The organism is Streptomyces sp. WZ.A104, assembly GCF_002382885.1.
In the GTDB taxonomy this organism is placed as follows: domain Bacteria; phylum Actinomycetota; class Actinomycetes; order Streptomycetales; family Streptomycetaceae; genus Streptomyces.
This window is the reverse complement of record NZ_NWVL01000013.1, coordinates 1-17,464: the sequence shown is the minus strand read 5'-3', so window position 1 is coordinate 17,464 and position 17,464 is coordinate 1. Positions and strand designations below refer to the sequence as shown.

Genomic DNA, 17,464 nt, shown 5'->3' with positions numbered 1-17,464 from the left:
CAGGCGCCCTTCCGCTTCTTCGTCTCGTCGACCGCGGCATCGGCCGTCGACGGTCGTTTGCTGAAACCATCCTTCCCCGTGCTTCCACGGGGGACAGGGGTAAGTGTGCCCAGCCCGAGCTAAGCGGAACGGGAAATTCCGCTAACCGTCAGTCCGACGGTACCGAGTGAAGAGGAACCCGGCCTCTTCCAGCAACGATGCCAGGAAAAAACGTTCCGGCACGGCGACCCCGGGCCCTCCGGCGATCCGCTGAGCATCACCGGCTGTGAGCATCGGGGAGACCGTCAGGCACAGCTCGTCCAGCACGCCGCCCGCCACGAACTGGCCCAGCAGCCCGGGCCCGCCCTCGGTCAGCTGCCGGGTCAGCCCCCGGTCGGCCAGCTCGCGCACCGCCCGCGCCGGGTCCACCCGGGTGCCGTCCCCCGCGATCACGACCTCGGCACCCGCCTTCCGGGCCGCCGCGATACGGTCCGCCGACGCCCCCGCACCGGTCACCACGAGCGTCGGGACCAGTGGCTCGGTGAACAGCGGCAGCGAGAAGTCCAGGTCCATCGAGCCGGTCACCACCGCCACAGCCGGAGCGGGGCCCTGTCCCGCCGCCGCCCGCCGCGCCGCGAACGCCTCCCGGGCCCGGGCCGGACGGTACCCCTCCAGGCGTACGGTCTCGGCTCCGGCGATCACCACGTCGGCCAGGGCCCGCAGCGTGCCGAAGATCCGCATGTCGGCGGCGCAGGAGATGGGCTGCGAGCGGCCGTCGTGCTGGGCGGCCCCGTCGAGGGTGGAGACCATGTTGGCGCGCAGCCAGGGAGTCTTGGCGGGGAGGTCCGCCGGGTAGGCGTAGGCGTCCGCCAGCTCGTCGAGGCTCCACTCGCGGTCGGCGAGCGGTCCGCACGGGCCCTCGCCCGTGGAGCTGCTGGTTGTCAGGTCCGTCACAGGGAACAGGCTTCGCATGGGTTGCAGTCTGGCACGGGCCTTAGGGTGGACGGTTGTGTCGTCATCCACCGCCGTTCCGGGGCAGAGCCCCCTTGCCGAAGCGGCCCCGCTGTCCCTGTGCGCCCGCGAGCCGCACGTCCCCGCAGACCGTCTGGTCGCCGAGATGGTGCCGCCGCCGCGCTTCGACTCGGTGCGCTTCGACACGTACGTACCCGACCCGAACCAGCCCAGCCAGAGCGAGGCGGTCACGGTCCTCACGGGCTTCGCCGCCGGGCTCGGCGGGTCGCACGCGACCAGTGCCGGGCGCCGGAAGTGGTTCGGGAGCAGGAAGCCCGCGGCGCCGACCGGGCCGCGGGGGGTGTATCTGGACGGCGGCTACGGCGTCGGCAAGACCCACCTCCTCGCTTCCCTCTGGCACGCCACGCCCGCCGAGCCCTCGCTGAAGGCCTTCGGTACGTTCGTCGAGCTGACGAACCTCGTCGGCGCGCTGGGCTTCCAGCAGACCGTGCGGACCCTCAGCGGGCACCGGCTGCTGTGCATCGACGAGTTCGAGCTCGACGATCCCGGCGACACCGTGCTGGTGTCCTCGTTGCTCAGCCGGCTGGTGGAGAACGGGGTGGCGCTCGCCGCGACCTCCAACACCCTGCCCGGCAAGCTCGGCGAGGGCCGGTTCGCCGCCGCCGACTTCCTGCGTGAGATCCAGGGCCTGTCCGCGCACTTCCGTCCGCTGCGCATCGACGGCGAGGACTACCGGCACCGCGGACTGCCCGAGGCCCCGCCGCCGTACACCGACGACCAGGTCACCCGGGCCGCGTACGCCACGCCGGGGGCGTCCCTCGACGACTTCCCCGGACTGCTGGATCACCTGGCCCGGGTGCACCCGAGCCGGTACGGCGCGCTGACCGACGACATCGGCGCGGTCTGTCTGACCGGGGTGACGGCTGTGCCCGACCAGTCGACCGCGCTGCGCCTGGTGGTGCTGGCCGACCGGCTCTACGACCGGGAGGTCCCGGTGCTCGCCTCCGGGCAGCCCTTCGACCGGCTCTTCAGCGACGAGATGCTGAACGGCGGGTACCGGAAGAAGTACTTCCGCGCGATCTCCCGGCTGACGGCGCTGGCGCGGGACGCGAAGGGGCTGGTGGCGCAGTAGGTTCGGGGGCGTAACTCAACGGGGCACGGCGCACGACAGGTCCGCCCCGCGTTGTACCCGTACAACCGCGCACACCGTTCGAAGGGATTCAGCATGGCTACCACGCGTCAGGCGCACACGGTCTGGGAAGGCAACCTGATCGAGGGCAAGGGTGTCGTCACTTTCGACTCCTCCGGCATCGGTGAGTACGACGTCTCCTGGCCGTCCCGCTCGGAGCAGGCGAACGGCAAGACGAGCCCCGAGGAGCTCATCGCGGCCGCTCACTCCAGCTGCTTCTCGATGGCGCTGTCCCACAGTCTCGCCGGGGCGGGCACCCCGGCCACCAAGCTGGAGACGAAGGCCGAGGTGACCTTCCAGCCCGGCACCGGCATCACCGGCGTCCACCTCACGGTCCAGGGCGAGGTCCCCGGGCTCGACGAGACGGACTTCCTGAAGGCGGCCGAGGACGCCAAGGCGAACTGCCCGGTCAGCCAGGCGCTGACGGGCACGATGATCACGCTGTCGGCCTCCCTGGCCTGATCCGCGCGAGGCGGCCGCGGCCAACGGGGCCGTCCCAGCAGCAACACGAGGCGCGGGGGCGCGCATGGTTCCCCCGCGCCTTTGTGCGTGCTACACACGTGCGGGTCACTTCACCTGTCCGCCAACAGGGAGTTGCCTCATGACATCCGCACCTCGACACCTCGCAACACGACGACAGGTCCTGGCAGGCGGCGGCGCGGCCGCCGCGGTCGCCTTCACCGGGGCCTTCGGCGAACTCTTCGCGGGCACCGCCGCCGCCCGCGGGCACGGCGGCTACGGCCCCCTGGTCCCCGATCCGGACGGCCTCCTCGATCTGCCGAAAGGGTTCCGCTACCGGGTGCTGTCCCGGGAGGGCGAGCCGCTGCGCTCCGGCGAGGGGCGGGTGCCCAGCAATCACGACGGAATGGCCGCCCTCGCGGGCCGGAACGGGCGGGTCCACCTCGTCCGCAACCACGAGAACCGGCCCACCGCCGCGATCGGCGTGCCGACCGTCGAGGGGCTGACGTATGACCCCGCGGCCAAGGGCGGCTGTACGGTCCTGGAGCTGGACGGCCGGAACAGGGTACTCGGCGAGCGCGTCGCCATCGCCGGTACGGCGGTCAACTGCGCGGGCGGCCCCACTCCTTGGCGTACCTGGCTGACCTGCGAGGAGACCGAGGACAAGGCCGGGACCAACGGGTACACCAAGGACCACGGCTTCATCTTCGAGGTGGACGGCGCCTGCCCGCGCCGCACCGGGGCGATCCCCCTGACCGCGATGGGCCGCTTCCAGCACGAGGCGATCGCCGTCGACCCGAGGACGGGGATCGTGTACGAGACGGAGGACGCGTTCGACAAGCCGTTCGGGCTCTTCTACCGCTTCCTCCCCGAGAAGCCGCTCGGCGGCACCGGTTCGCTGCGGGCGGGCGGGGCGCTGGAGGCGATGCGGGTGCCCGGCGTGCCGGACCTGTCGGCCGTCCAGGAGACGGGGACGAGCTTCGACCGGATCGAGTGGGTGCCCGTACCGGATCCGCTGGCGGCCGAAACCGCGATCCGTTTCCAGGACTTCGGGCCGAAGGGCATCACCCACGCGCAGAAGCTGGAGGGCTGCTACTGGGGAGGCTCCTCCGTCTACTTCGTGTCCAGCTTCGCGCACCGAGACGAGGGGTCGGCGGCCGACCACTACGGCCAGGTCTGGCGCTACGAGCCGAGGAAGCGGCGGCTCACGCTGGTCGTGATCTTCGGCCCGGACACCGACATCCAGCTCCCCGGGGAGTCCCCCGACAACATCTGCCTGGCCGCCGACGGCGGGCTGATGGTCTGCGAGGACGGCGGCGGCGCCCAGCACGTGCTGGGAGTGACCCGGCGGGGCGAGGTGTACCCGATGGCGCGCGGGCGGCAGAACATCGGGACGCCCGAGGAGCCGGCTTGGGGCGAGTTCGCGGGGGTCGCCTTCTCGCCGGACGGCTCGACGATGTACGTGAACTGCTACACGCCGGGGACGACGTTCGCGGTGACGGGGCCGTGGTGCTGATCGGGGCACGGCCCCTGCCGCGATCCACCGGGTCGAGCCCTCGGCACTCGCGGCGATGGGCACTCTGCTGAGAGTGCCACCCGCGGCCTGAGGGCCCTCACCGCTCCTCGATCACGGCCACCGCGTCGAGCCCGGAGCTCCGCAGCGCCCGCCGGACGGCGCGCCGGGCCCCGTGGATCGTGAGCTCGGCGGGCTCCTCCCGCAGGGTGACGGCCCGCAGCAGGGCGTAGGCGCAGGCGAGGTCGAAGTGCGTGACGCCGCTCATGTCCAGGGTCCAGACGGCGGCGCGGCCGAGCCGGGGGTCGTCGAGGAGTTCTTCCAGCCCGCGCAGGGATTCGGCCCCGATCTCCCCGGCCAGGACCAGTTGGGCGTGCCGGCCGTCGGCGGCGGAGACCGCCATGGTCACGGCAGGTCCGGTCGGTCCGGGCCGACCGACCGGTCCGGCCGGTTCGCTCGACGGGGTGGAGGGGTGTGCGGCTGCCATGGCGTTGCCCTTCGCGGTCCGGTCGGAACTCCGCTGTCCTTCCATGGTCCCCCGGTAGGGGCCCCCGGCGCGCGCCCGGGGCCCCTACCCGACTGAGCCCGGCCTTCCCTGGCAGGACCTGCCGCGGCCGGCCCCTCGAAGACCCCGCGGGCAGAGGTGTCACACCATTCACCCGATACACCCGATCCGCGACGTGATCAGGACACGCGTCGAAGCACTGATAGCCGAGACCGATCCACTGATGTCCGATATTTTCCGTTAATGATCAGATCGTCACGCAAAATGGCCGGCATGGTGGTTGCGGGGGCGGTGCTCGGCGGCGCCGTCCTGGCCGGGTGCGCGAGCCCTGCCGACTCGCGTACCGAAGCCACCGACTCCCCTACGGCTGTCACCGCCTCACCCCCGGCCGCCCCGAAGAAGCCGCCCACCATGGCTCCGGGCCCGGCTGGCCGTACCCCGGTCTTCGAGCGACGGCCGTCGGGCGACGGGGCCGGCCGCTCGGCGGAGAGGGTCGTGGCGCTCACGTTCGACGCCGACATGACGGCCGATCAGGGCTCCCGGGCGGCGTCGGGCGAGCGCTTCGACAACCCCGAGCTGATCGCGCTGCTGCGGCGGCTGAAGGTGCCGTCGACCGTGTTCATGACCGGGCGCTGGGCCGAGGAGTACCCGGCCCAGGCGAAGGCCATCGGCACGGACCCGCTGTTCGAGATCGCCAACCACTCCTACAGCCACTATGCCTTCAGCACCCCCTGCTACGGACTGCCGGTGGTCGAGAAGGCCGCCATGACCCGTGACGTGGAGCGCGCCTTCGCGGCGTTCCGGAAGGCGGGGGCCCGGAACGTCGTGCCCTACTTCCGCTTCCCCGGCGGCTGCTACGACGACGCCACCCTGCGCGCGCTGGCCCCGGCGAAGGTGACGGCCGTGCAGTGGGACGTGGTCAGCGGCGACGCGTTCGCCACGGACGCGGACGCGGTGGCCGATCAGGTGCTGGCCGGGGTGCGTCCGGGCTCGCTCGTCGTGATGCACTGCACCCGCAGCGCGGCCCCGGCCACGGAGGCGGCGGTACGCCGGATCGTGCCGGAGCTGCGGGAGCGCGGCTACCGCTTCGTGAAGGTGTCGGAGTTGATGGAGGGATAGCTGGAGGGGGTGGAGCGGTACGACAGGCTCCTTGTTTGATCAATCGCGTGCGCGAGGCGGGGGGGCACAGGCATCTGCCCACCGATCTCGCGCAGTTCCCCGCGGCCCCTGCTGTGGTCGCTCGAACTGCCTGACCTACTGCTGACCGGATCGGTCCGCTGTCGGACCCGATGCAGCCTGTCGCCGCCCCGCCCGCGCGGCCCAGGCTTGGGGACATGAACCGAGCACTGATCGTCATCGATGTCCAGGAGTCCTTCCGCGCCCGTCCGCTGTGGGAAACCACCTCCGACCTGAAGGTCGCCGACCAGGTGAACCGACTGGTCCGGCTCTCCCGCCAGGCCGGGGACCTGGTGGTGTGGGTACTGCACTCCGAGCCCGGCACCGGCGATGTCTTCGACCCGGCACTCGGCCATGTCCGGCTGATGGAGGAGCTGGAGCGAGCGGATGGGGAACCGCTGATCCACAAGACCTCACACAACGCGTTCACCACCACCAACCTGCAACAACTCCTCACCGAGCGCGGCATCCGCGAACTCACCGTCTGCGGCATCCGCACCGAGCAGTGCGTGGAGACCACCACTCGCGTCGCAAGCGACCTCGGCTACCAGGTCACCTTCGCCGTCGACGCGACCGCGACCAATCCCATCCCGCACCGAGACGCTCCCGCCGACCAGAGCGTCGCCGAGCTGCTGGCCGACCCCCGCACGTTGCCTGCCGAAGAGGTCATCAGGCGCACCGAGTACGCCCTCGCCGGACGCTTTGCCACCATCGCGACGGTCGACCAGCTGGAGGCCGCGGCAGGACTTCAGACACAATGACCGAATCGTGAGCCACATCGTCTTCTTCCTGGTGCCCGGAGTCCATTTGCTGGACCTGGCCGGACCCGCGCAGGTTTTCTCCACGGCCGCCGACTTCGGGCACCCCTACACGCTCGCCTACGTCGCCGAGCAGCCACAGGTCTCCACCGCCCAAGGGCTGCCGCTGATGGCCGGGGTGCACTGGCCCGATCTAGGGCCCGAGGACCTGATCGTGGTGCCCGGCTGGCGGACAGCCGGCCCGGCCGACGCCCCTGCCATCGGCGCCGCCTCCCTGCAGGTCCTCCGGGACCACCACGCCGGGGGCGGGACGGTGGCCAGCGTCTGCGCCGGAGCCGAGGCGCTCGGCCGGGCCGGCCTGCTCGACGGCCGCCACTGCACCACCCACCACGACGTGCAGGACGAGCTGGCCCTGCGCCACCCCAGGGCGGTGGTCGTCCGCGACGTCCTGTTCACCGCCGACGACCGGGTGATCACCTCGGCCGGCATCGCCAGCGGCATCGATCTGGCCCTGCACCTGGTCGCGACCCGGCACGGCCCGGCCGTCGCCGCCCAGGTGGCCCGGGAGATGGTCGTCTACGCTCGCCGCAACGGCCATGAACCGCAGTCCAGCGAGATGCTCCGGCACCGGTCCCACCTCGACGACACCGTGCACCGCGCCCAGGACCTCATCGACGCCCGGTTCGATCAGCCGCTCCCGCTGCCCACCCTGGCCTCGGCCGTCGGCGTGAGCGAACGCACCCTCACCCGCCTCTTCAGCCGCGCCACCGGGCTCACCCCACTGCGCTACCAGCAGACCCTCCGCCTCGAACGTGCCGAACACCTCATCAGCCACGGCGCGACGATGGACGCCGCCGCCCGCTCAGTCGGTTTCGAGGACCCACGCATGCTGCGCCGCCTCCGCGCCCGCACGGCCTGACTGCGTCAGGTGATCGAACGACCCTGGGTGGGCGACTGACTCCCGTACCTACCTACTGGTGGAGCCTCCAAGCGCTGTCCGACGCAGGCCGGGCGGCGATCCGGCAGACGAGGACGGCGACGGCCACGGCGAGGACCGCCGCCCCGAGCAACGGCAGCGCAGGCGGCTGGAACGTCCCGGTCCGCGAACCGGTGACCAGGGTGGCGACCGCGTACCTCGCCGGGGAGCCGACGGTCACGAGCGCCAGGACCGACCCGAGCACGGCGGCCGCGACGGACCAGCCCCGGCGGCTCAGGACCGGCCGGGTGCTCAGCGCCCCCACGGCCGCGCCGAGCAGGACGCAGCACAGAGCGGTGAGCAGTCCGGCGATCGCGGCGGACGGCCGGGAGACGGCGACGGTGCGGTCGTTGGTGAGCGGGCTGCTGACGAGCAGGACGACTCCCGTGGTCACCGCCGCGAGCGCCGCCGCGCACCCCGTCGCCGTGAGCAGCGCGGCAAGGTGGACCCGCCGGGGCCCCGCGGCGGCCGAGGCGACGGCCCGGGCGGCGGGCGGCTCCTGGGTGACGCAGAGCTGCACCGCCCAGGCGGTGACGGGCAGCAGGGCGGCCGAGGCGAAACCGAGGGAGTCGAGCACGGGCTGCCCGCTCTGCACGCCGACGGCCAGGACGGCCGCGTACAGCAGGAGCGGAGCGAGCCAGCGTTGCGAGCGGAGGAGCAGGGCGGCGTGGTAGCGGAGGAGTGCGGTCATCGTTCCTCGTATGCCTCGGAGTATGCCTCGGAGAGTTCCTCACCGCGTGCCTCCGCATGCGGTGGTCGCTCGGTTGCGCCGGCTTCGGCGGTGACCTGACGGATGTGCCAGGGCGGGCGTGCCGCGAGCAGGGCCGCCAGGAGCGCGTCGGAGTACGGGGCGGGAACGGTGAGCCGTACGGTGCCGGGGGCCCGGTCCTCGACCGGGTCGCCCGGGAGGTCCCTGGGGAGCGGGGCGCCCGGCGGGCCCGCCGCCTCGACCAGGACACGCGGTCCGCCGGGCGGGGTCGCCGGGGCCACCGGGGCGCATACCCGACGCACCCCGCCGCCCTCCGTCCGCAGCGTGAGGGCTGCCGCCCCGGCCAGGCGCCGCGGGTCGTGGTCGACGAAGACGACGGTCGCCCCGGCCGCGGCACGTTCGGCGACGGCACGGTCCAGTTCGGCGCGGGCGGCGGTGTCGAGCCCGGTCCACGCCTCGTCCAGGACCAGCATGTCCGGTGCGGCCATCAGCGCCTGGGCGACGGCGACCTTCTGGCTGGTGCCCTTGGACAGCGCGGCGAGCGGGGTACGAGCGTGGTCACCCGCCCCGAACCGGGTCAGCCACTGCCCCGCGCGCTCCTTCGCCTCCGCGGTGCGCAGCCCGTGGACACGGCCGAGGTGGACGAGGTACCCGGCGGCGGTCAGGGGCAGCGTGGCGGGGAAGCGCTCGGGGACGTACGCCGTACGGGCGCGGCGGCCGGTGATCCGGCCCTCCGCGGGGGTGTCGATCCCGGCGAGGAGCCGCAACAGGGTCGACTTCCCGGTGCCGTTGGCCCCCTCGACCCGGACGAGAGCCCGCGCGGGCAGGGTGAGGTCGACCCCGCGCAGGACCCAGCGGCCGCCGTACCGATGGCCCACGTCTCGTAGCCTCACGGGTCAGTTGGAGGTCTTCTCGGGCCTGGCCTCGCTGGGGCGCACGATGACGAAGCCCTCGCCCTGGAGCATCAGCTGGACGGCCTCGCCGGAGCCTCCGCGCACCATCGAGCCGACGCTCTGGGAACGGTGCAGGCTGGTCGTGAGCTGCTGGCTCCAGCCGACGACCGCGTCCGTGTCCACGTACACCGGCTGGGCCGCCGTCACGGGGATCACGATGGGGGTGCCCTCACACATCAGGCCGAGCTTGCCGTAGCCCGTGAAGACACTGTTGAAGAGGCCGCCGCCGACCATTCCGGCGCCCTTCACCGTCTTGATCTCGTAGGAGAGTGTGGCGTCGAAGCAGAGGACGTTGCGGCCGTTGATGGTGAGCGAGTCGCCCTGGTCCATCTCCACGATGAAACAGTTGGCGGCCTCGTGCGCGAACCACGCCTCGCCCTGGCCCCGGACCGCCATGAGCGCGAGTCCCTCGCCGGTGACCGCGCGCTTGAGCAGACCGCCGAGGCCCTGGCCCTTGCGCTCGAACTGGAGGTTGCCGCGGAAGGCGATCATCGCCCCCTGCCGGGCATGCATCTCCCCGTTGACGGCGTACTTGATCGACTTGGTGTTCTGCAGAGTCATGCCGGGGGCGGTGGCCGGCTGGGCCATGTGCTCGCTGGAAAAGAGATCGCTCTTCATGGGGAGCATCCTCACCCGGACCTGCCCGCTCCGCCAAGCAGGTGACATCCCGGGCCTGGCAGACTGGGACGGTGATCAGCAACGACGTCCCAGCGCCCGAGAGCCCGTTCGACGACGGTCCGGCCGACCGTGACCAGGCTCGGCAGTTCGTGCTGCCGCTGGTGCTCCACCTGGAGAAGACGGACCCGCCAGCACGCACGGACGCGCTGCGGACCGCCGCCCGCGCGGTGCTCACGATCCTCTCCGACGAGCGGTCTCTCGGCGACGGAGAGTGGGCCGGGGCGATGCGGGACTGGCAGGACGCGCGCATCCGCAAGGTCGTGCGCCGGGCGCGCGGCGCGGAGTGGCGCAAGGCCGCGGCGCTGGAGGGCATCACGGTCACGGGCGAGGAAGGCGCGGAGGTACGGGTGTTCCCGCCGGTCCCGCTGGACGGCTGGCCCAAGGAGCTGGCCAAGCTCCAGGTGTCGGGCACCGAGCTGGACGACCCCGGGCCGCCCGCCGCCCCCGACCCCTCGGGCCCGGTGCTGTGGCTCAACCCCGACCTGGACATGTCGGCGGGCAAGACGATGGCCCAGGCCGGGCACGGGGCGCAGCTCGCCTGGTGGGAGCTGTCGGAGACCGAGCGCAAGGCGTGGCGCGAGGCAGGCTTCCCGCTCTCCGTGGCGACGCCCGGCCCGGAGCGCTGGCGGGAGCTGACGGTGAGCGGGCTGCCGGTGGTGCGCGACGCCGGGTTCACCGAGATCGCCCCGGGTTCCTGCACGGTGGTGGCCGACCACCCGGCGCTGCGCCGCACCGCCTGAGGGCTGCCCGGAAGTCCCGCCGTTCGCCCGGAAGGCGGGGACCAAGCATGACTTTCCGGACACGGTGAGGGACCCCGGCCCGGACGGGCCGCCCGGGGCTGAGCATTTCTGCGACCACTTACGTACCTCCCGGTACTGCCGCACCGGCATTACCGCCAATTAGCCTGCGCGGCGAGTCGGTTGACGGTTGATTGACGCCTGATGGACGCTGTCACGCTTCGGCCCGGGAGACACCTTGTTGCGACGCATCAACGGAACGGCCCTCATCATCGCTGCGCTGGTCGCCACACTGGTCGCGATCGCGTTCCCCGTCTGGTCCTACGCGGACCGTTCGGGCACCGGCGAGGCGAACCTCAACGCCTCCAGCGTCGCCACCCAGTGGGGACCGCTCTCCGCCACCGACCGGGACTTCCTGGTGAAGGTGCGGCTCGCCGGACTGTGGGAGCTGCCCGCGGGGCAGCAGGCGATCGAGCGGGCGCCCAGTGAGGCGACGAAGGCCGCCGGGGACCACCTGGTCGTCGGACACGCGGACCTGGACCGGCGGGCCCGGGACGTGGCGGCCAAGCTCGGGGTGGAGCTGCCCAACCAGGCGACCGAGCAGCAGCAGGCGTGGCTGCGGGAGCTGACGGCGGCGAGCGGCGACGAGTACGAGCGGAAGTTCGCCAATATCCTGCGGGCCGCCCACGGCAAGGTCTTCGGGCTGATCGCCCAGGTCCGGCACACGACCCGCAACACCCTGATCCGGCAGCTCGCGAGCGATGCGAACCAGACGGTGCTGGACCACATCACCATGCTGGAGGGCACCGGCTTCGTCGACTTCGACGCCCTGGCGCGCGAGGCGGTGAGCGGGTCGACCGCCAGCCCCTCGGGCCCGTCGATGCCCCGGGACGGACAGGCCCCCCTGGCCCCCGTACCGGCGACGCCGACCGGCGACCAGTCCTTCACCTCTCGCCCGGTGCCGCCCACGATGATGCCGATGCCATAACGAGGGCAACGGTCCCGGAACCTCAAATCCAGCTCTGAACGTCCCCCTGGTCGGGTTCATCGCCGCTCGACGGGGCCATGACCCCTGGACAGAACGAGGTGAGCAGGGGGGACACCATGAAGCTGGGCATCGGGATCGGCTGGCGGCCGGAGATCGCCGCAGAGGTGGAGGCGCTGGAGGGGATCGACTGGGTCGAGGCGGTCGCGGAGAACCTCTGCGCCGACCACCTCCCGGACTCCCTCGTACGGCTCCGGCAGCGCGGGGTGAGGATCGTTCCGCACGGGGTGGGTCTCGGCCTGGGCGGTGCGGACCGCCCGGAGCCGGCGCGCCTCGCAGGTCTCGCGGCGCGTGCCGAGCTGCTGGGGGCGCCGCTGGTGACCGAGCACATCGCGTTCGTACGGGCCGGGGGGCCGCTGACCGCGTCGCCGCGGCTGGAGGCGGGGCACCTGCTGCCGGTGCCGCGCACCTGGGACGCGCTGGACGTCCTGTGCGAGAACGTGCGCATCGCGCAGGACTCGCTGCCGGTGCCGCTGGCCCTGGAGAACATCGCGGCGCTGATCACCTGGCCCGACGAGGAGCTGACCGAGGGGCAGTTCCTGGCGGAGCTGGTCGAGCGGACCGGGGTGCGGCTGCTGATCGACGTGGCCAACCTGCACACCAACCACGTCAACCTCGGCCAGGACCCGGCGAAGGCGCTGGACGAACTGCCGGTGGAGGCCATCGCGTACGTGCATGTGGCGGGCGGCGTCGAGAGGGACGGCATCTGGCACGACACGCACGCCCACCCGGTGACCGGCCCGGTCCTGGACGTCCTGGCCGAGCTGCGTTCCCGGGTCGACCCGCCGGGCGTCCTGCTGGAGCGCGACGACGCCTTCCCGCCGGGGGCCGAGCTGGCGGCTGAACTGGACGCGATCCGGGCCACGCTGAACACGACGACGGCTGCCGGTGCGCGGTCCGCGCCGCTCTTCGGGGCGACCCGTGACACGGCCGCCGCCCCCCGTCCCCGCGTGCGCGACCGTCTCGCCGTCTCCCAGACCGCGTTGCTGTCCGCGCTCGTGGCGGGGACCCCGGCGCCCGAGGGGTTCGATCACCGGCGGCTGCGGGTGCAGAGCCGGGCACTGGCCGCCAAGCGGGCCGATGTCGTCGCCAAGGTGGCGCCCGAGCTGCCGGAGATCCTCGGCGACGGCTACCGTGCCGCGTTCCTCGCGTACGCCCGGCGCCGCCCGATGTCCGGCAGTTACCGGCGCGACGCCCTGGACTTCGCGGAGCACCTGCTGACCGCGGGCGCCCCCGCCGATCCCGCCGAGCGGCGCAGGCTGACGTACTGGTGGCAGGACCGGTCCGCCGCCCGACCGCCCCGCCGCACCACCCGCCTGGTCCGGGCGGCACGTGCCGCCCTCGTGGGGAAGTAGGACAACCCGGTCCTCGACGAGCCGGCCGCCGCACCTCCCCGGTGCTCCAGCGCCGACTGATCACGGCGGCACGGCCGGACCGTCCGCGCGGGCGGCGGCTCGGGGGCGGGCCGCGGCGGCTCCTGAACCCGGTGCCTGAGCATGGCTCCTGACCGGCCGTCAGGGTCATTCCTCCGGACACGCCGGGGCTGTGCTGGACATCACGGCCCACACGCCCGACCATCCCTCTCCACATCCGCAGAGAGGTCCCGCGCGTGAGAACAGCTGCGCTGTACACATCGATCGGCTCCCTGGTCCTGTCCGCCCTGACCGTCGCTCCGGCGGCCGCCTGGGAGGGCCCGGTAGACGCCGAGGCCCGGGGCACCGCGATCGCCGCCTCCCGCGCCACCGCCGCCGGGATCGACTTCGTCCCCTGCCCGGAGGAGGAGATGCTGCCGGACTCCCTGAAGTGCGGCACGGTGAAGGTGCCCCTGGACTACGCGGAGCCGGACGGGCGGCAGCTCGAACTGACCGTCAGCCGCACCCCGGCCACCGGCCCGGCGAAGGACCGGCAGGGCGCGCTCGTCTACAACCCGGGCGGCCCCGGCGCGTCCAGCATCACCTTCCCGCTGGCCGGGGAGCTGCCCGACTGGAAGGAGATCGCCGAGGCCTACGACCTGGTCGGTTACGCGCCGCGCGGGGTGAACGGCTCCTCGGCCCCGCTGACCTGCCAGGACCCCGCCGCGTACACGAAGGGCCCGACTCAGGCGCCGACCCACCCCACGCAGGAGTACAAGGAGCAGCGCATCGCCCGTGCGAAGGCGTACGCGCGAGGCTGCGCACAGCACGCGGGTGAGGCACTGCGGCACTACACCTCGCTGAACAACGCCCGTGACCTGGACGTCCTGCGGGCCGCACTCGGCGAGCCGAGGCTGACGTTCATGGGGGCGTCCTACGGGACGTACTTCGGCGCGCTGTACGCGACGCTCTTCCCCTCCCACGTACGGCGCATGGTCTTCGACTCTGTGGTGGATCCGGACCCGGAGAAGATCTGGTACCGCTCCAACATGAACCAGTCACTGGCCTTCGAATCGCGCTGGGAGGACTTCCGCCGCTGGGTCGCCGAACACGACGACGTGTATCACCTCGGGGCCACACCGGAGTCGGTGCAGCGGCACTACGACGAGGTGCGCGCCGAGCTCGCCGTGGAGCCCGCGGGCGGCAAGGTCGGGCCGGGGCAGCTGCACTCGGCGTTCCTGGGGGCCGGTTACTACGACGACTACTGGGCGATGCGGGCGACGGCCCTGTCGGAGTACGTCCGGGGCAACCCGGAGCCGTTGATCGCGCAGGCCTCCCCGCGCGCGGTGGCGGCCGAGGACAACGAGAACGCGCAGGCGGTGTACACGGCCGTCGAGTGCAACGACGCGCCGTGGCCCGAGGACTTCGAGGTGTGGGACCGCGACCACACGGCCCTGGCGCGCATCGCGCCCTTCGAGACGTGGGACAACGCCTTCACCAACCTGCCGTGCGCCTTCTGGCCCGCGCCCCGGCAGCGGCCGCTGGAGGTCGGCACGGGGTGGGGCGAGCTGCCGCCGGTGCTGATCCTGGCGGCGGAGCGGGACGCGGCGACCCCGTACCAGGGGGCGCTGGAGCTGCAAAAGCGGCTGCCCGGTTCGTCGCTGGTGACCGAGCGGAACGCGGGTACGCACGGTGTCGGCGGGGCCGGTAACCCCTGTGTCGACGACCATCTGCGCACGTATCTGCTCACCGGCCAGGTGCCGGGGCGGGGTGCGGACTGCGCCGCGCGTGCGGAGCCGAACCCGGTGTCGCTGGACTGATCCGGCGGGCGGGTACGGAGCGGGGGCCGTCGCACCGTGATCGGTGCGACGGCCCCCTGAGCCGAACCCGGTGTCGCTGGAACGGCGGGCGGCACGGTCGGTGCCCGGTGCCCGTCTTCTGATCTTCCGGGTTGGGGTGGTGCGGGACTCGCTGGTTATGCGAGCCCGGCCACCAGGTCGTGGACGCTCTTCCTGCGACCCGTGTAGAACGGGACCTCCTCGCGCACGTGGAGCCGTGCCTCGGAGGCGCGCAGGTGGCGCATCAGGTCGACGATGCGGTAGAGCTCGTCCGCCTCGAAGGCGAGGATCCACTCGTAGTCGCCGAGCGAGAACGAGGCGACGGTGTTGGCGCGGACGTCAGGGTAGCCCCGGGCCATCTTGCCGTGGTCCGCCAGCATGCGGCGGCGGTCCTCGTCGGGGAGCAGATACCAGTCGTAGGACCGGACGAAGGGGTAGACGCTGATGTAGTCGCGGGGCGTCTCGTCGGCGAGGAACGCCGGGATGTGCGACTTGTTGAACTCGGCCGGGCGGTGCAGCGCCATGTTCGACCAGACCGGGTCGAGCGCGCGGCCGAGCTTCGTGCGCCTGAAGAAGTTGTACGCGTCCTGGAGCTGGTCCGAGGTCTCGGCGTGCCACCAGATCATGAGGTCGGCGTCGGCGCGGAGACCGGAGAGGTCGTAGGTGCCGCGGACGGTGACGTCCTTGGCCGCGAGCTGGTCGAACAGCTCCTGGACCTCGTCGGCGTACCCCGCGCGGTCCAGCGGCAGCACGTCGCGCAGCTTGAAGACCGACCACAGGGTGTAGCGGATGACCTCGTTGAGGTCCTTGGCCTTCTTTCCGGCGTTCGGACTCTTGCTTGATGTCACAGTCTCAGGGGCACTCATACGGCTATTGTCCCGCCTCGCTCCCCGTGCCCCGAACCAGGGTCGGCGTGGCGATGATCTCTCTCGTGATCTCGTCGGCCGCGCGCTGGGCGCTCGCGATGCAGGCGGGGATGCCGACCCCGTCGTAGACGGCGCCGCAGACGCGCAGTGCGGGGAGGACCGCGACCTCGTCGCGGATGCGGGCGACCCGGGCGAGGTGGCCGACCGGATACTGCGGCAGGCCGCCGATCCAGCGGGTGACCTCGGTGTCGACGGGCCGGGCGGTGAGCCCGGTGGCCTCGGCGAGGTCGCGCAGGGAGAGGGCGACGAGTTCTTCGTCGTCGCGGTGGATGTGGTCCTCCTCGCCGTAGCGGCCGACGGAGGTGCGGAGCACGAAGAGGTCCGGGGCGGCGTCGGCGACCCACTGCCACTTGTTGCTGGAGAAGGTGGACGCCTTGATGGTGCGGCCGTCGACCGGCGGCACCAGAAAGCCGGAGCGGGCGCGCAGGGCCTCGTACGCCTCGACGTCGGCGCGCCGGAAGGCCAGGGTGACCAGGGCCATCGAGGCGTACTCGACACCGGACAGCTCGGCGGCGGCAGCCGGGGACTCGGCGGCCAGCAGGGTCCCGGCGGACCAGGCGGGGGTGGCCAGGACGATGCCGTCGGCGGGGATCACCCGGGTGTCGGTGCGGACGGACCAGCCCCCTTCCCTGCGGGTGAGGCCGAGGACGGGGGTCTGGGTGAGGATCTCGCCGCCCCCGGCCCGTACGGCGTCGCCGACGGCGCCCGGCAGAGTGCCGATGCCGCCCTCGATGCCCTGGAAGACCGCTCCGCTCCGCTGGAGGGCGGCGGCCCGCTCCTGGACACGGCGTACGGCCTCCAGCAGCGGGCCGCCCTCCTGCACCGCCTCGAAGAGCTGGGGTACGGCGGCGCGCATCGAGATCCGGTAGGCGTCACCCGCGTAGACCCCGCCGAGGAGGGGTTCCACCAGCCGGTCGACGACCTCGCGGCCGAGCCGGTCGGCGACGTACGCGCCGACCGCGACGTCGTCGCCGACGGGGGTCGGGGTGAGGTCGCGCTCCTCGGCGATCCGGGCGAGCCCTTCGGGCGAGAGCACGTCGCCGAGGGCGGCCGGGTCGGCGGGGACGCCCATGACGTGACCCCTGGGCATCGGGCGCAGCGCGTCGCGCGTCCAGAGGGACGCGGTGGCGGTGGCGGGCGGCTGGAGGCGGTCGGCGAGGCCCACCGCCTCGGCCAGGGCGACCGCTTCGGGGCGGCGGGCGAGCATCGACTCGGCCCCCAGGTCGACCTGGACGCCCGCGATCCGGCCGGTCATGAGCTTGCCGCCGAGCCGGTCCGTCGCCTCCAGGAGGGTGACGCGCAGACCGGTGGTGACCAGGCGGTGGGCGGCGGCCAGGCCGGCGATGCCGCCGCCGATGACGACGACGTGGCCCGCGGTGGTGTCCGCCCGCTGATCGGAACGCTGAGAACGCTGCATGGGTCCACTCTCTCAAACCCGTTCCGAGTCCCGACCGTGACCGCTTCGAAACCGCCGAACGGCAACCGGCTCCGGGGGCGCCGCGTCGAACCGGCACGATCAACCACCGTCCTGGGGGGACCAGTTATGACGAGGAAGACCGATCGATCCGTGGCCCGGCAGCCTGCCGCGCCGCGCGCCCGGCGGCCGTACGGCCGGGGCCGGGCGGCGCTCCTGGCCGGGGTGCTCGGCGCGCTGCTCGCCGTCGGCGGCTGCGGGGCGGGCGACGCCTCGGACAGCAGC

Annotated in this window: 17 protein-coding genes; 10 read left to right on the top strand and 7 right to left on the bottom strand. The window is 72.7% G+C overall.

Annotated elements, in window-relative coordinates; all coding sequences use genetic code 11:
• Positions 1 to 141 precede the first annotated feature (141 nt).
• Positions 142 to 951: a pyrimidine reductase family protein gene (locus CIB93_RS09540; protein WP_096626076.1), complete on the bottom strand. Its 810-nt coding sequence runs from the start codon at positions 949 to 951 to the stop codon at positions 142 to 144.
• Positions 952 to 988: 37 nt separating this feature from the next.
• Between CIB93_RS09540 and zapE the strand changes: the two genes are divergently transcribed.
• The 3 genes from zapE to CIB93_RS09525 all read left to right on the top strand — a co-directional run bounded on the left by zapE (position 989) and on the right by CIB93_RS09525 (position 4,115).
• Complete coding sequence (gene zapE / locus CIB93_RS09535; RefSeq protein ID WP_096626074.1) at positions 989 to 2,083, top strand: cell division protein ZapE; 1,095 nt, start codon at positions 989 to 991, stop codon at positions 2,081 to 2,083.
• A 93-nt stretch (positions 2,084 to 2,176) separates the two neighbouring features.
• Entirely contained in the window at positions 2,177 to 2,602 is a 426-nt protein-coding gene (locus CIB93_RS09530; protein ID WP_096626072.1) for an OsmC family protein, read from the top strand.
• A 139-nt stretch (positions 2,603 to 2,741) separates the two neighbouring features.
• Positions 2,742 to 4,115 carry an alkaline phosphatase PhoX gene (locus CIB93_RS09525; protein ID WP_096626070.1) on the top strand — a complete coding sequence of 458 codons (1,374 nt, stop codon included), beginning with the start codon at positions 2,742 to 2,744 and terminating at the stop codon, positions 4,113 to 4,115.
• A gap of 97 nt (positions 4,116 to 4,212) precedes the next feature.
• Here the strand turns inward: CIB93_RS09525 and CIB93_RS09520 are convergent, their stop codons facing one another.
• Positions 4,213 to 4,599 carry an STAS domain-containing protein gene (locus CIB93_RS09520; protein ID WP_096626256.1) on the bottom strand — a complete coding sequence of 129 codons (387 nt, stop codon included), beginning with the start codon at positions 4,597 to 4,599 and terminating at the stop codon, positions 4,213 to 4,215.
• 282 nt (positions 4,600 to 4,881) lie between these two features.
• Between CIB93_RS09520 and CIB93_RS09515 the strand changes: the two genes are divergently transcribed.
• The 3 genes from CIB93_RS09515 to CIB93_RS09505 all read left to right on the top strand — a co-directional run bounded on the left by CIB93_RS09515 (position 4,882) and on the right by CIB93_RS09505 (position 7,470).
• Entirely contained in the window at positions 4,882 to 5,736 is an 855-nt protein-coding gene (locus CIB93_RS09515) for a polysaccharide deacetylase family protein (protein ID WP_096626068.1), read from the top strand.
• A gap of 215 nt (positions 5,737 to 5,951) precedes the next feature.
• Positions 5,952 to 6,554: an isochorismatase family protein gene (locus CIB93_RS09510; protein ID WP_096626066.1), complete on the top strand. Its 603-nt coding sequence runs from the start codon at positions 5,952 to 5,954 to the stop codon at positions 6,552 to 6,554.
• Positions 6,555 to 6,561: 7 nt separating this feature from the next.
• Positions 6,562 to 7,470: a GlxA family transcriptional regulator gene (locus CIB93_RS09505; RefSeq protein ID WP_096626064.1), complete on the top strand. Its 909-nt coding sequence runs from the start codon at positions 6,562 to 6,564 to the stop codon at positions 7,468 to 7,470.
• Between the two features lie 52 nt (positions 7,471 to 7,522).
• Here CIB93_RS09505 and CIB93_RS09500 read toward each other — a convergent pair whose 3' ends face one another.
• From CIB93_RS09500 to CIB93_RS09490, 3 genes are read right to left on the bottom strand one after another with little or no spacing between them, the layout of a single operon-like run.
• Positions 7,523 to 8,218, bottom strand: coding sequence for an ABC transporter (locus tag CIB93_RS09500; RefSeq protein WP_096626062.1), 696 nt, complete (start codon positions 8,216 to 8,218; stop codon positions 7,523 to 7,525).
• Positions 8,215 to 9,129 carry an ATP-binding cassette domain-containing protein gene (locus tag CIB93_RS09495; protein ID WP_096626060.1) on the bottom strand — a complete coding sequence of 305 codons (915 nt, stop codon included), beginning with the start codon at positions 9,127 to 9,129 and terminating at the stop codon, positions 8,215 to 8,217. The genes CIB93_RS09500 and CIB93_RS09495 overlap by 4 nt, the downstream gene beginning before the upstream one ends.
• A gap of 3 nt (positions 9,130 to 9,132) precedes the next feature.
• Complete coding sequence (locus CIB93_RS09490) at positions 9,133 to 9,807, bottom strand: AIM24 family protein (protein WP_096626058.1); 675 nt, start codon at positions 9,805 to 9,807, stop codon at positions 9,133 to 9,135.
• Positions 9,808 to 9,848: 41 nt separating this feature from the next.
• On the opposite strand from CIB93_RS09490, the gene CIB93_RS09485 reads away from it, so the two are divergent.
• From CIB93_RS09485 to CIB93_RS09470, 4 genes are all read left to right on the top strand, one after another.
• A complete protein-coding gene (locus tag CIB93_RS09485) occupies positions 9,849 to 10,607 on the top strand; it encodes a peptidyl-tRNA hydrolase (protein WP_373558727.1) in 759 nt (252 codons plus the stop codon).
• A 238-nt stretch (positions 10,608 to 10,845) separates the two neighbouring features.
• A complete protein-coding gene (locus tag CIB93_RS09480) occupies positions 10,846 to 11,592 on the top strand; it encodes a DUF4142 domain-containing protein (protein ID WP_179500050.1) in 747 nt (248 codons plus the stop codon).
• A gap of 116 nt (positions 11,593 to 11,708) precedes the next feature.
• Positions 11,709 to 13,004 (top strand): DUF692 domain-containing protein, encoded by a 1,296-nt coding sequence (locus CIB93_RS09475; protein ID WP_096626052.1) that lies wholly within the window; start codon positions 11,709 to 11,711, stop codon positions 13,002 to 13,004.
• Positions 13,005 to 13,258: 254 nt separating this feature from the next.
• The gene (locus tag CIB93_RS09470; RefSeq protein ID WP_096626050.1) at positions 13,259 to 14,821 is read left to right on the top strand and encodes an alpha/beta hydrolase; all 1,563 of its coding nucleotides are present in this window, start codon (positions 13,259 to 13,261) and stop codon (positions 14,819 to 14,821) included.
• Between the two features lie 155 nt (positions 14,822 to 14,976).
• On the opposite strand, the gene hemQ is transcribed toward CIB93_RS09470, so the two are convergent.
• Together hemQ and hemG are read right to left on the bottom strand one after the other, a co-directional pair.
• Positions 14,977 to 15,705, bottom strand: a complete 729-nt coding sequence (hemQ, locus tag CIB93_RS09465; RefSeq protein ID WP_096626048.1) for a hydrogen peroxide-dependent heme synthase — start codon at positions 15,703 to 15,705, stop codon at positions 14,977 to 14,979.
• Positions 15,706 to 15,709: 4 nt separating this feature from the next.
• Entirely contained in the window at positions 15,710 to 17,182 is a 1,473-nt protein-coding gene (gene hemG, locus CIB93_RS09460; RefSeq protein WP_096626046.1) for a protoporphyrinogen oxidase, read from the bottom strand.
• Positions 17,183 to 17,464: the final 282 nt, after the last annotated feature.